General features: G+C 64.1%; 12 protein-coding genes and 1 pseudogene. 6 read left to right on the forward strand and 7 right to left on the reverse strand.

Annotated features, from left to right (window positions below; genetic code table 11):
• The first annotated feature begins 112 nt into the window (after nucleotides 1-112).
• Complete coding sequence (locus IB249_RS15895) at nucleotides 113-934, forward strand: alpha/beta fold hydrolase (RefSeq protein ID WP_192306303.1); 822 nt, start codon at nucleotides 113-115, stop codon at nucleotides 932-934.
• A gap of 48 nt (nucleotides 935-982) precedes the next feature.
• Here the strand turns inward: IB249_RS15895 and dsbG are convergent, their stop codons facing one another.
• Genes dsbG through dsbD form a run of 3 tightly spaced genes read right to left on the reverse strand, consistent with a single transcriptional unit; the run spans nucleotide 983 to nucleotide 4,331 of the window.
• Complete coding sequence (gene dsbG, locus IB249_RS15900; RefSeq protein ID WP_192306305.1) at nucleotides 983-1,753, reverse strand: thiol:disulfide interchange protein DsbG; 771 nt, start codon at nucleotides 1,751-1,753, stop codon at nucleotides 983-985.
• A complete protein-coding gene (locus IB249_RS15905; RefSeq protein ID WP_192306307.1) occupies nucleotides 1,729-2,595 on the reverse strand; it encodes a TlpA disulfide reductase family protein in 867 nt (288 codons plus the stop codon). Before IB249_RS15905 ends, dsbG begins: the two co-directional genes overlap by 25 nt.
• Complete coding sequence (gene dsbD, locus IB249_RS15910) at nucleotides 2,595-4,331, reverse strand: protein-disulfide reductase DsbD (protein WP_192306309.1); 1,737 nt, start codon at nucleotides 4,329-4,331, stop codon at nucleotides 2,595-2,597. Before dsbD ends, IB249_RS15905 begins: the two co-directional genes overlap by 1 nt.
• Nucleotides 4,332-4,543: 212 nt before the next feature.
• Between dsbD and IB249_RS15915 the strand changes: the two genes are divergently transcribed.
• From IB249_RS15915 to IB249_RS15935, 5 genes are all read left to right on the forward strand, one after another.
• Nucleotides 4,544-5,224 carry a response regulator gene (locus IB249_RS15915; RefSeq protein WP_192306311.1) on the forward strand — a complete coding sequence of 227 codons (681 nt, stop codon included), beginning with the start codon at nucleotides 4,544-4,546 and terminating at the stop codon, nucleotides 5,222-5,224.
• A complete protein-coding gene (locus tag IB249_RS15920; RefSeq protein ID WP_192306313.1) occupies nucleotides 5,221-6,543 on the forward strand; it encodes an ATP-binding protein in 1,323 nt (440 codons plus the stop codon). Before IB249_RS15915 ends, IB249_RS15920 begins: the two co-directional genes overlap by 4 nt.
• A gap of 133 nt (nucleotides 6,544-6,676) precedes the next feature.
• Nucleotides 6,677-7,198 carry a GNAT family N-acetyltransferase gene (locus IB249_RS15925; RefSeq protein ID WP_192306315.1) on the forward strand — a complete coding sequence of 174 codons (522 nt, stop codon included), beginning with the start codon at nucleotides 6,677-6,679 and terminating at the stop codon, nucleotides 7,196-7,198.
• Between the two features lie 39 nt (nucleotides 7,199-7,237).
• Nucleotides 7,238-8,650, forward strand: a complete 1,413-nt coding sequence (locus tag IB249_RS15930; RefSeq protein ID WP_192306316.1) for an aspartate aminotransferase family protein — start codon at nucleotides 7,238-7,240, stop codon at nucleotides 8,648-8,650.
• An 81-nt stretch (nucleotides 8,651-8,731) separates the two neighbouring features.
• Nucleotides 8,732-8,959 (forward strand): MbtH family protein, encoded by a 228-nt coding sequence (locus IB249_RS15935; protein WP_192306318.1) that lies wholly within the window; start codon nucleotides 8,732-8,734, stop codon nucleotides 8,957-8,959.
• A gap of 111 nt (nucleotides 8,960-9,070) precedes the next feature.
• Here the strand turns inward: IB249_RS15935 and IB249_RS15940 are convergent, their stop codons facing one another.
• The 4 genes and pseudogenes from IB249_RS15940 to IB249_RS15955 form a co-directional block, all read right to left on the reverse strand.
• On the reverse strand, nucleotides 9,071-9,973 hold the full coding sequence (locus tag IB249_RS15940) for a metal ABC transporter substrate-binding protein (RefSeq protein ID WP_192306320.1): 903 nt from the start codon (nucleotides 9,971-9,973) through the stop codon (nucleotides 9,071-9,073).
• Complete coding sequence (locus IB249_RS15945) at nucleotides 9,974-10,873, reverse strand: metal ABC transporter permease (RefSeq protein ID WP_192306322.1); 900 nt, start codon at nucleotides 10,871-10,873, stop codon at nucleotides 9,974-9,976.
• Nucleotides 10,873-11,602: pseudogene (locus IB249_RS15950) on the reverse strand (metal ABC transporter ATP-binding protein); the annotation flags it as partial. The gene IB249_RS15945 and the pseudogene IB249_RS15950, both read right to left, overlap by 1 nt.
• A gap of 109 nt (nucleotides 11,603-11,711) precedes the next feature.
• Nucleotides 11,712-12,638: a metal ABC transporter substrate-binding protein gene (locus tag IB249_RS15955; RefSeq protein ID WP_192306324.1), complete on the reverse strand. Its 927-nt coding sequence runs from the start codon at nucleotides 12,636-12,638 to the stop codon at nucleotides 11,712-11,714.
• Nucleotides 12,639-12,665 lie beyond the last annotated feature (27 nt).

Below are 12,665 nucleotides of genomic sequence, written 5' to 3' on the forward strand. Positions count from 1 at the left end.
GGGAGCGAGCCCGCTAGCGATGGTGTCTGCACGCTCGTCACAATTTGTGCGTTGACGGTCGATTCGTTGCGCATCAGTCTGCTTTCTCCCTTTTTGGCAGAGGAGCCAGTCAATGCCCTTCGTAACGATTGACGGACAACCCCTTCACTACATCGACCAGGGCACGGGCCCGGCCGTTCTGCTGGCCGGCAGTTACCTTTGGGACCAGGCCATGTGGGCGCCGCAAATAGCTGCGCTCTCGCCGCACTACCGGGTCATTGCCCTGGACCTGTGGGGCCACGGTGAATCCGGGCAACTGCCCGAAGGCACTGCAACGCTGGACGACATCGCCCGCCAGGCCCTGGGTTTGCTCGATCAACTGGGCATCGACCGGGTGACGCTGGTCGGCCTGTCGGTAGGGGGCATGTGGGGCGCGCGCCTGGCCTTGTCGGCGCCGCAACGGCTCAACGGCCTGGTGTTGATGGACACCTACCTCGGCGCCGAGCCCGAACCGACCCGCCAGTATTATTTTTCGCTGCTCCAGCAGATCGAGGACAGCGGCGTGATTGCAGCGCCACTGCTCGATATCGTGGTGCCGATCTTCTTCCGCCCAGGCATCGACCCGCAGTCGGCGCTGTACCGGGACTTTCGCGCGAAACTGGCGGCGCTGCCGGCGGAGCGTCTGCGTCAGAGCATTGTGCCGATGGGGCGGATCACGTTCGGGCGTGAGGATGAGTTGTCGCGCCTGGGGCAGTTGAATGCCGCCACCACGCTGGTGATGGGCGGCGATCAGGACAAGCCGCGCCCGCCGTCCGAAGCCCGGGAAATGGCGGAGCTGATCGGTTGCCCGTATGTGCAGGTGCCTGAGGCCGGGCATATCTCCAACCTGGAGAACCCGTCGTTCGTGACCGAGACGTTGCTGAAGTTTCTAAGCGAGAGGAATCGGGTGGTCTGAGCATTTCCTGTGGGGGCGAGCAGGCGCGCTCCCACAGGGGCAGGCCAGTTACTTGGGCCCGAGAATCTTCACCAGCTTGTCCGGCGAAGGCGCACCTTGCTGCTGTTGCAGTTCACCCTTGTCGTCCAGGTAGAATATCGCCGGGGTCGCCTGCAATTCCAGGTCTTCCATCAATTGCATGTTCGCCGCCAGTTTTGCCTGAATCGCGGGCGGCACCTCTTTCAGGGCCTTGAGCGCGCTGGCCTTGCCCGCCGACTCATGGTCCTGCAGGGCTTTTTGCGGGTCCTTGGCGGCCAGCAAGGCGGCGGATTTACCCGGGCTGTCTTCGCGGATGATGCCGACCATGATGTGCCGCAGTTGCACCTTGCCGGCCTTGACCCACGGCCGTGCCTGTTCCCAGAACATGTTGCAGTAAGGGCAATTCGGGTCGCTGAACAGATACACCGTACGAGGCGCATCCTTGTTGCCGTCCTGAATCCAGTGGCTGGCTTCGAACTTGGCCCAGACTTCCTTGGCCATCGGCGCATACACCAGTTTCTGCAATGGTGCGCTGCTCAGGTCGTTGCCGTCGGCGTCATACAGGTTACCCAGCAACACATGTTTGCCATCGGGCGTCAGGTACAGCGCGATACCACGGTTCTGATACTGCGCGGCATAACCGCGCAAGCCGTCGGGGGCGTCGAACTGACCGACGATTTTCGCACCCTTGGCTTCGATCTTCCTGATCGCCTCAGGCAATTCTTCGGCAGCCTGCACCGCCGGAAGGTGCAGCAGGGCTGCGCCGAGGGTCAGTGTCAGCAGGTGGCGGAGGCGGGGCATGGCAGTTTCCTTGACGAAGTGGAGGGGGTGGCCGAATTCGGCGTACCGAAGTGTTCCAGTGCGCGGGCCAGGCTGGCTTCCGACAGTTCACCCAGGTGGCTGCCCAGCAGGCGACCGTCGGGGCTGTAGAACAGCGTAGTCGGCAGCGCCATTGAACCGACGGCCTGACCCAGGCGGCCGCTGCCATCGAACAGCACGTTGGACAGGCTCAGCCCCTGGGTTTCCAGGAAGGTGCTGACGCTTTGCATGCTTTCGGCCTGATTGACGAACAGGAACGTCAGGTCCGGGCGCTGTTGCTGGGCGTTCTCGAGCACCGGCATTTCCCGGCGACAGGGTGGGCACCAGGTGGCCCAGAGGTTGATCACCAGCGGTCCTCCCTGGTAGTCGGTCAGTTGCACGGTTTCACCGGCGGCATTGCGCAGGGCGATGTCCGGAAGGCGCGTGCCCTGTTCGTAGATGCCCAGGGAGAAAGTTGCCAGCAACCAGAAGGCCAGGCCACTGGCCACGCCAAAACCCAACGGGCGGCGCAGGCCCGGACGACGCCAGCCGCGATGGAACGCGGCGAGCAGCAGCACGATCACCCCGGGCAGGGCGAGGAAACCGCCGTCGCGCAGGTCGATCACTTGCCATGGATCGTTGCGATAGTGCGTCCAGTAGAGCGCCACGAAACTGATCCGCGCGGCGAGCATGCCCAGCAGAAACAGGCTGAACAGCACCGACTCGGGGTTCTCGCCACCGCGCTTGGCCGTGCGCCAGCCGACAAACGTCGCCAGCGCCAGGGCACTGATCAGCAGCAGGTGATTAAGCGCGATGGCAAACGTGCCGAGGGTCAGGGTCAGCATTAACGAGCGTCTCGGGTGCGGGTCCAGCGTTGCAGGAAGGTGTCGGCATCGACCTCGCCGGTGATGCGTTGACTGCGACGTTCTTCGCCGTCGGCACCGATCCACAGAAAACTCGGCGGTCCCGGCACTTTGTACCGGCCGAGCAATTCGCGGCTGGCGGCATTGTCGGCGGTGACGTCCAGCCGGAGCAAGCGCACATCGCTCAGGGCATCCAGCACGCGGGGTTGGCCGAACACCTGCTTTTCCATGACCTTGCACGACACGCACCAGTCGGCGTAGTAATCCAGCAGCACCCACTGGCCCTGGGCCCGCGCGGCGTCCAGTTCCCGTTGCAGTGCGATCGGGTCATTGATGGTGGTGAAGGCCTCGTGGCCGACCGGGCGGGCGGCGGCACTGGCGTTGGAGACACGGTAGACCTGCAACGGCTGGAGCAGGTCATCGCTGCCGCCTGCCGCGCCGATCATCAGCAGGCTGCCCCACAAGCCGAGCAACAGCGAGCTGGCGCCGAACAGGTGAGCCACGCGTGTGAAACCTTCCGACTGTTTCCAGGCGCTGTAGGCGGCAATCAGCAACAACGCCCCGCACAGGCCGACCCACAGAGACGGGTTCAATACCGGACGCAGCATCAGCAGCGCGGTGGCCAGGAACAGGAAACCGAACACGCCCTTGAGCAGGTTCATCCAGGCGCCTGGCTTGGGCAGGAAGCGATTGCCGACGGTCACCAGCAACAGCAACGGCACGCCGATGCCGATGCCCAGGGCGAACAGGATCAACCCGCCGTGCAGCGCATTGCCGCCTTGTGCGATGTAGAGCAGGGCACCGGCCAGCGGCGCGGTCATGCACGGACCGACCAGCAGACCGGACAGCGCGCCCAGCGCGCCGGCGCCCAGCAGGCTGCCACCGCGTTGATTGCGTGAGACGTTTTCCAGGCGATCACGCACGGCCACCGGCAATTGCAGCTCGAAGAAGCCGAACATCGGCAACGCCAGCAGCACGAACACGGCGGCGAAACTGCCGAGCAGCCAGGGGTTTTGCAGCAATGCCTGCAAATTCGCCCCGAGCAGGGCCGCCAGGACCCCCATCGCTGCGTACACCAGCGCCATGCTCACGACATAGCTGGTGGCCAGGGCAAAACCGCGCCTGGGCGTGGCGCCGCTGCCAACGATCAAACCGGCCAGGATCGGCAGCATGGGCAACGAGCAAGGGGTGAAGGCCAGCAACAGCCCGAGGCCGAAGAACACCAGCAGGCTCCAGCCCAGTGCCCGTTGTTGCAGGCCGCTGGCCAGGGCCTGGTCCGGGGCTTCGCCGCCGGTGGCTGCGCTCGCGCCGCCACCCAGGTCGATCACCCGGGTCTGCGGCGGGTAACACAGGCCGGCATCGGCGCAGCCCTGGTAGGTGACCTTGATCGGACCGCTGGCCGCGGCCGGGATCTTTACCTCCAGCCCTTGGCGATACACCGGCTGCTCGCCGAAAAACTCGTCGCTGTGGGATTCGCCTTCGGGCAGGGCCGGCATGTTCTGCGCGGCCAGCCCGTCGAATTTCATGCGCTTCTGATAAAGGTAGTAACCCTCGGCGATCTGCCAGAACAGCTGGGTTTCACCGGATTCCAGGCGCTCGGAAGTCAGGACGAAGGCCTTGTCGACCGGCAGGAACTCTGGCTTTGGTGCGAAGGGATCGGTGCCTGCCTGGACCAACCCCGACATCAGCAGAATAAACAGTAGAAAGAAGTGACGCATGAAAAAGCCTTGTTCCTGTGCAAGTGGGTGCACAGTGGAGGGTAGCGATTAACCGATGATTAACCGCCAGTGTCCATGCGTCGAGCCCGGATGTCCTGGGTTTTGCCGGCATCAGGGTAAAACACTGCGTGCTTCTCGTCAGCCCGGTCGCTTGCCATAATTGCGGCTTAATCCGCGGCTGTTTGACTCGGGTCTTTATCACGGGAGGTTCCATGCACGTACTGGTTTGCGAAGACGATGAGCTGATCGCCAGCGGGATCGTGGCCGGGCTGACCGCGCAGGGCCTGACCGTGGAGCACGTCAATACCGCCTCGAAGGCGCGGGCGATGCTCAAGGTCGCGGAATTCGACGTGATGGTGCTCGATCTCGGCCTGCCCGATGAAGACGGCTTGAAGCTGTTGCAGCAACTGCGCCACAGCGGCCTGGAAATTCCGGTGCTGATCCTGACCGCGCGCGACTCGGTGACCGATCGGGTCGATGGCCTGCAAGCGGGTGCCGACGATTACCTGCTCAAGCCGTTCGATTTGCGCGAACTCGCCGCCCGTCTGCACACCCTGTTGCGGCGGGTGGCGGGGCGCAGCGTCAATCTGATCGAACACGGCCGCCTGACATACGACCCGAGCAGCCGCGAAACCCTGCTCGGCGGCCAACCGGTGGACCTGTCGCGGCGCGAACAGTCGTTGTTGCAGGCGTTGTTGCACAACCGGGGCCGGGTGCTGTCGACCGAACAGCTGAAAGACAGCGTCTATGGCTTCAACGACGAGCTGGAAAGCAACGCCCTCAACGTGCATATCCATCACCTGCGGCGCAAACTCGGCAATGGCATCGTCGAGACGGTGCGCGGCCTGGGTTATCGCCTCGGGCCGGCCGATGGCGGAGAAGAATCGAAGTGATGAGCCTGCGTGTGCGCCTGAGTCTGACCCTGGGGGCTGCCTTTGCCCTGATCTGGGCGCTGGCGGCGGCCTGGATGCTCAGCGACCTGCGCAACCAGATGATGTTTTCCCTCGACCAGCGCCTGGTGGCGTCAGCACGCATGGTGGCCGGCCTGATGGAGCAATTGCCGGCCTTGCCGAAGGGCGAGGGCGCCCATTTCAGCGCCGAACAACTGAACATTCCGGGCGGCATGGCATGCCAGGTCAGCTCGTTGCGCGGTGAAATCCTCGCCCGCAGCCATACCGACCCGCAGCAGACCCTGGAAGCCGAGAAAATGGGCTTCCACGATCAGATCATCGATGGTGCGCCGTGGCGCAGCTTCACCCTGGCCCGGGGCGATCTGCGCATCACCACCGCTGATCGGCAGATCGAGCGCGAAGCCCTGAACATGTCGATCCTGCTGGCCGCCTCGGTGCCGGTCGGCGTGGCGTTGCTCGGGTGCCTGTGCCTGCTGTGGCTGGGCATCGGCCAGGGGCTGGTACCGCTCAACCGCATGCGCGATGCCTTGATGCGGCGCAGCGCCGACTCCCTGGAACCCTTGCAGATCCAGCCGTTGCCCAGTGAACTGAAGCCGCTGCTGGACACCCAGAACCAACTGTTGCAACGCATCGGCAAGACCATCGAACGCGAGCGCCGCCTGACCGGGGATGCGGCCCACGAGTTGCGCAGCCCGCTGACGGCGATCAAGACCCACCTGCAAGTGGCGCGCATGACCGACGGTCCGGCCCGTGACCAGTCCCTGGCCCGGGCCGAGGAAGGGGCCGACCGCATGCATCGGACCCTCGAGCAATTGCTCTTGCTGGCGCGGGTGGAAGGTAGCCTGTCGTTCGACGACGGTGTGCAGTGCAGCGCCGAACAGGTGGCGAAACTGGCGATTCAGGATGCCGCCAGCGGTGAGCGCCAACGCATCGCCTTCGACCCCTCGGCGACCCTCTCCCACGCGCCGGTGCAGATGCCCGCCGTGCTGTCGATTGCCGCGTTGCGCAACCTGCTGGACAACGCCTTGCGCCATACGCCGAACGACGGCCCGGTCGAGCTGAGCCTGGAAACCCGTGACAACCGTGTGCGGTTCGTGGTGCGCGACCATGGTCCGGGCATCGCTGCGGACGACCTGCAACACTTGACTCAGCGTTTCTGGCGCAATGGCCAGAGCACCGGCTGTGGCCTGGGCCTGGCGATTGTCCAGGCAATCGTTCAACGCTGCGGCTGCACGCTGCATTTCGACAGCCGGCCGGACGGCTTGCGGGTCGAGCTGACGATGCCGTTGCAGCCCATCTGAAATCCGCACAAGCCCGCTCCCACACTGATTGTGTGTTGCACATCAAATGTAACGCCTCTCCATTGGCCTTGCCCTCGCCACCGGCGCTATTGTCGCGACCTGCTTTTTCTCAATGGATTGAGGTAATGGCACCATGGAAGCACCCGTGCACATCCGCAAGGCAACCGCCGCCGACGCCGGCATCATCAGCCGCATCATCGAACATTCGATCCGCATTGGCTGCGCGCTTGACCATCGTAACGACCCACAGACCGTCGCCACCTGGACCCGCAACAAATCCATCACGCACATCCAGCCGTGGCTGGCCGACCCCCGGTTGTACCTGAATCTCGCCCTGTTAAAGGACAAACCAGTTGGCGCGGCGATGGCCACCCTCGATGGCCGGCTGGCGCTCCTTTACGTGCTGCCAGAATGGTTTCGCCGTGGCGCCGGGCGGGCGCTGGTGCACGATCTGGAAGGCTGGCTGATCGAGCAGGGCTTGATGGAAGTTCGCCTCAACAGTACCCGCACGGGCGAAACATTTTACCGTCACCTCGGCTATCGACCCTGCGCTGAAGCCTTCACCGCCGCCGGGCTCCACGCCATACCCATGCACAAGGCACTCACGCCTCTGTCAGAGAAAGCCGATCAAGGGGCTAAATCCTCAGCGCGCTGATGCGTTTCCAGAACAGGAAAACCTATTGAGGGTCGAGAGATGTCAGTCGCTACCAGCCTTATGGAAGATCAGTCGGCCCGGACCGCTCCGGCGCCTGCCGAGACGCTTTATCAGTTCAGTGAATCACCGCTGCTGGCACGCCAGAGCCAACAGGAATCGAACGCCCGCAGCTACCCGCGGCGCATTCCCCTGGCGCTCAAGCGCGCCAAAGGCATCCACGTCGAAGACGTCGAAGGCCGCCGTTTCATCGACTGCCTGGCCGGCGCCGGGACGTTGGCCCTGGGGCACAATCACCCAGTGGTGATCGAAGCGATCCAGCAAGTGCTGGCCGATGAGCTGCCCTTGCACACCCTCGACCTGACCACCCCGGTCAAGGACCAGTTCGTCCAGGACCTGTTCAGCTTGCTGCCGCCCGCACTGGCCGCGCAAGCGAAAATCCAGTTCTGTGGCCCGACCGGCACCGATGCGGTGGAAGCGGCGTTGAAGCTGGTGCGCACGGCCACCGGGCGCAGCACCGTGCTGTCGTTCCAGGGCGGCTATCACGGCATGAGCCAGGGCGCGCTGAGCCTGATGGGCAGCCTGGGGCCGAAAAAACCGTTGGGGGCCCTGCTCGGCAGTGGCGTGCAGTTCATGCCTTATCCCTACGACTACCGTTGCCCGTTCGGCCTCGGTGGCGCGCAAGGCGTACAGGCCAACCTCAGCTACCTGGAAAACCTGCTGAACGACCCCGAGGCCGGCGTGCAGTTGCCGGCCGCCGTGATCGTGGAGGTGGTGCAGGGCGAGGGCGGGGTCATCCCGGCGGACCTCGACTGGTTGCGTGGCTTGCGCCGCATTACCGAGAAAGCCGGCGTGGCGTTGATCGTCGACGAAATCCAGAGTGGGTTTGCCCGTACCGGCAGGATGTTCGCCTTCGAGCACGCCGGCATTATTCCGGACGTCGTGGTGATGTCCAAGGCCATCGGGGGCAGCCTGCCCCTGGCGGTGGTGGTCTACCGTGACGGGCTCGACACCTGGCTGCCGGGCGCCCATGCCGGGACCTTCCGTGGCAACCAGATGGCGATGGCCGCCGGTTCCGCCGTGATGCGTTATCTGGTCGAGCACAAGGTGTGCGAGCACGCAGCGGCCATGGGTGAACGCCTGAGCGAACACCTGCGCATCCTGCAACGCGACTTCCCGCAACTGGGCGACATTCGCGGTCGCGGCCTGATGCTTGGCGTGGAACTGGTCGACCCGACGGGCACGCCGGATGCGCTGGGTCACCCACCGGTGTTCGGGCGCCTGGCGCCGCTGGTGCAGCGTGAGTGCCTCAAGCGCGGGCTGATTCTCGAGCTGGGCGGGCGCCATGGTGGCGTGGTGCGTTTCCTGCCGCCATTGATCATCACCGCAGCGGAGATCGATCAGGTGGCAGAGATTTTCGGCCGGGCGATGGCCGCCGCCACTGCCAGCCTCTAAATTTTCCGGCCCCCGGAACGTTCTTTCTACATAACGGCTGCGCACACGGCGCAGCCCACCCAACAGCGATGGAGAGACACCATGACTTCAGTATTCGACCGCGAGGACATCCTCTTCCAGGTGGTGGTCAACCATGAAGAGCAATACTCGATCTGGCCGGACTACAAAGCCGTGCCCGAAGGCTGGCGCACCGTGGGCAAGAGCGGCCCGAAAAAGGAATGCCTGGCCTACATCGAGGAAACCTGGACGGACATGCGCCCGTTGAGCCTGCGCAAAAAGATGGAAGAGCAGGCGACTGTGGCGCACTGACGTCGCCACACAAAAAAAGCCCGCTGGACCGATGAGGTCAGCGGGCTTTTTGTTATTGCCAACACCATGCCTGTAGGAGCGAGCTTGCTCGCTCCTGCGAGGATCGGGGCCTCAAGCCCCACTCAACCCCTTGATCACCAGATCCACATTGCCTTCCAGTTCGGCCACCGGGTCTGCAGCATCGATACTCAGCACCACCAGTCGGCTGCCAGCTTCGGTAATGGCGGTTTTCACCGCGTCCGATGGCTGCCGATGGTGCATCACCACCGCCACGTCATTGTCCTTGAGCGTCGCCGTCAATTGTTTCAGCGACTCTGGCGTCCACTCGGCATCCGGGCGGGCATCGACGCCGATCAGTTCAAGGTTGAGGCTGCCAACCAGATAGCCGAAGTGGTCGCTGAGGCTCATCACGCTCAGGTTGTCGGCGCTGGCCAGCCGTGCTTCGCTGTCGGCGCTGAACTTGAGCAAACGCTGCTTGAGCGCCGCCAGGTTGGTTTCGATGGTCGGCTTTTCGGCGGGCGCCAGGCGCACCAGGTCCGCTGCCATGACGTCCGCCATGCGCCCCATGTTGTTGCTGGACAGCCATGGCTGGCTGTTCAGGCCGTCGACCTTGTTGCCCGGCTGTACGGCAATGCCGGGCAGGGCGCCGTCCACCGGACGCGCGGCATCGATTTCTACGATGCGGATGTTGCTGCGACGTGAAATCGGGTACAGCGAGTCATCGGCCCACAACGAGCGTACGCCGATCACCGCATCGGCGTCGGTCGCCAGTTTGGCCAGTGCCGGTGCGCCACGGCCCGTGAAGTAGGCACTCTGGCGGCTGCCGGGCAGGTTCGCCGGCGCGGCGCGTTCAAGATTGAAGTGGGTGCCCTTGAGCAAGACCTCGCCCAGGCCGTAGGTGATCGGCAGGGACGCCAGCACGTGCAGCGGTTTGGCGCTGTCTGCCGCAAAGGTGGTGTTGGCCAGCCCGCACAGGGCGACGGCCAGTGTCAGTTGACGCAGAGAAAATGACATTTATCCAAGATTCCCTTTCAGGCTGGGGACGACGCCGCGCGCAATGGCGGCCAGGGCGAAGGCGATACCGGCCATCAGAATGATTGCGGCACCGGACGGGATCGGCAGGTCAAAGACGATCGGCGCGAGAATTCCGCACAGGGTACTGACCGTGGCAATCAGCACAGAGCACCAGAAAAAACCCTTCAGCGACTGGCTGAGCAAACGCGCTGCGGCGGCCGGGATCACCAGCAACGCACCGACCAGAATCGCGCCGATGACTTTCACCGCCGCGACGGTGATCAGCGTCACCAGGATCACGAACAGGTAATCCAGGGCCTTCACCGCCACACCGCGGACCGCCGCCAATTGCGGGTTGAAACTGGCGAGCATGATGCGGTTGTACAGCGGCAATGCCAGGGCCATGACCAGTGAGCCGACGATGGCCAGCACCAGCAGGTCATTGCCGTTGACCGTCAGCACCGAGCCGAACAGTACGTTTTCCAGGATGTGCACGTTGATCTTGCCCGCCAGCACCAGCAACAGGCTTGCGCCCAGGGCCAAAGACACGGAGAGGAACACCCCGATCAGCGTGTCCGGCGCCAGGCCTGTGCGGTTGCGCAGGTAGTTGAGCAGGATGCCGAACAACAGGCAGTAGCCGAACAGGCTGCCGTAAGGCCCGGTGTAGGGCTCGCCGAGCAGAATGCCGATGGCCACGCCGGTCAAGGCTGCGTGCCCCACGGCTTCCGAGAAGAACGCGAAGCGCTTGACCACCACCAGCGTGCCGAGGCCGCCCAGCACCGGGCCGATCAGCAAGCCGGCGAGCAGGGCGTTGACCACGAACCCATAGGCCAGCGCCTCCGGCAGGTAACCCGATGACGCCCAGCCCTGGACCATCAAGCGAAAGGCTTCGTAACTCATCAGGCAGCGCTCCGTGGGTGGGTGGAGAACAGGGTCATCAGGGTGTCCGGGGTCAATGCCTGCTTGGGCGTGGCATCGAACAGCACCCGGCGATTGAGGCCGGTGACGCGATCGGCCAGACGCCCGACCGCTTCCAGGTCATGTTCGATCCACAGGACGGTGATGCCGCTCTGGCGCCAGTCGCCCAGCAAACGCTCGAACACCTGGATGCCTGCCTCATCGAGGGCTGACATCGGTTCGTCCAGCACCAGCAGTTGCGGCGCCGGGATCAGCCCCTGCGCCAGCAATACCCGCTGACGCTCGCCACCGGATAACGCGCCCATGCGCCGCTTGCGTTTATCCTGCATGCCGACCCGCTCCAGCGCGTCGCCGATGGCGGCCGCATAGTGCTTGCTCAGCCCGAGGAACGCCGGACGCCGCTGACACATCGCAGCCATGAAATCGTCGACGGTCATCGGCAGGCCGCGATCGAACTCCAGCGCTTGCGGTACATAGCCAATGGTGCCGGGTTCGCCGGGCCATTGCAGGCTCAGGCGTCCCTGATGGGGCATCTGCCCGAGCAGGGTCTTGATCAACGAACTCTTGCCGCCGCCGTTGGGGCCGACCAGCGCATGCACGCTGCCGGGCTGAACCTGGAAGGTCACCTTGTCGAGGATGGTGGTGCGGCCCAATGTCAGGCTGATGTCGGCGAAATCCAAGGTGGGCCCGGCACTTTGTGGCAGCGTGCCTGCCCGCGAATGCTGCCCATCATTTGGCGATGATGCTGACGGGTCCACCGTCTTCGCGAGCAGGCCTGCTCCCACAGGGGAGGGGGCGTCAGTCAGCGTTTCTTTTGCGGTCATGCGCCAGACTCCTGAATCGCCCGAACCACGGTGTTGAGGTTGCCGGTCATTTCCTTCTCATACTTGTCGGCGGTGTATTCGCCATAGGAAATGTGGGACAGCGGGTACAGCTTCACCCCGGACTCGCGTTGAATGGTGTCGACGTAGGTGGACGGGAAATCCATCTCCGAGAAAATCACCTTCACGTCCAGCTCACGCAGTTGATCGATGGTTTTTTTCAACTGGCTGGGGCTTGGCTCGATGCCATGGGCCGGCTCGACCACGGCAGTCACCTCCAGGCCGAACTCGCGCAGCAGGTAGTCATACGCCGCGTGAACGGTGGCCACCCGCAGTTCGGCATTCGGTGCCTGGGTCAGTTTCGCCAGGGCGTCGGCGCGCATCTGTCGCAGGCGTTTGCCGTAGGCGCGGGCGTTCTGCGTGTAGGTCTTGGCATTGGCCGGGTCGAGCTTGCCCAGTTCACGGGCGATGTTGTTGACCTGGGCAATCGAGGCGCTGATCGACAGGAAGGTGTGCGGGTTCACCACTTTGCCGGCGCCACGGGCGGCGACCCCGGTGGCGGCCAGCAGCGGCACGTTCTCGTTGGCTTCGATCACGGCGACGTTGGGCGTTTCGCTTGCGGCGATCATGCGGTCGGCGAAGTCGTCATGACCCACACCATTGAGCACGATCACATCCAGTCCGCTGATGCGCTTGATGTCTTCGGCACGGGGTTCATAGGCATGCGGGTTGAAACCGGCCGGAATCAGCGGCACCACTTCGGCCTTGTCACCGACGATGTTGGCCACGTAGCTGTAGTAAGGATGCAGGGTGATGCCGATGCGCAGGCGCTTGGCGTCGTCGGCGCTGGCCAGGGGCATCAGCAGGCAGGCGAGCAGGCCGACCAGCAGCGGTCGCCAAAAAGAGCGTTGAGATGAAATAGGCATGGGAAAGCGGTCTTCTCTCGAATGAGG

Origin of the sequence: Pseudomonas sp. PDM04 (genome assembly GCF_014851765.1) — a bacterium.
Classification (GTDB): domain Bacteria; phylum Pseudomonadota; class Gammaproteobacteria; order Pseudomonadales; family Pseudomonadaceae; genus Aquipseudomonas.

Coding starts and splice junctions, on each gene's coding strand:
- IB249_RS15895 (WP_192306303.1), top strand. CDS start 113: ATGCCCTTCGTAACGATTGACGGACAACCCCTTCACTACATCGACCAG.
- dsbG (WP_192306305.1), bottom strand. CDS start 1,753: ATGCCCCGCCTCCGCCACCTGCTGACACTGACCCTCGGCGCAGCCCTG.
- IB249_RS15905 (WP_192306307.1), bottom strand. CDS start 2,595: ATGCTGACCCTGACCCTCGGCACGTTTGCCATCGCGCTTAATCACCTG.
- dsbD (WP_192306309.1), bottom strand. CDS start 4,331: ATGCGTCACTTCTTTCTACTGTTTATTCTGCTGATGTCGGGGTTGGTC.
- IB249_RS15915 (WP_192306311.1), top strand. CDS start 4,544: ATGCACGTACTGGTTTGCGAAGACGATGAGCTGATCGCCAGCGGGATC.
- IB249_RS15925 (WP_192306315.1), top strand. CDS start 6,677: ATGGAAGCACCCGTGCACATCCGCAAGGCAACCGCCGCCGACGCCGGC.
- IB249_RS15930 (WP_192306316.1), top strand. CDS start 7,238: ATGTCAGTCGCTACCAGCCTTATGGAAGATCAGTCGGCCCGGACCGCT.
- IB249_RS15935 (WP_192306318.1), top strand. CDS start 8,732: ATGACTTCAGTATTCGACCGCGAGGACATCCTCTTCCAGGTGGTGGTC.
- IB249_RS15940 (WP_192306320.1), bottom strand. CDS start 9,973: ATGTCATTTTCTCTGCGTCAACTGACACTGGCCGTCGCCCTGTGCGGG.
- IB249_RS15945 (WP_192306322.1), bottom strand. CDS start 10,873: ATGAGTTACGAAGCCTTTCGCTTGATGGTCCAGGGCTGGGCGTCATCG.
- IB249_RS15955 (WP_192306324.1), bottom strand. CDS start 12,638: ATGCCTATTTCATCTCAACGCTCTTTTTGGCGACCGCTGCTGGTCGGC.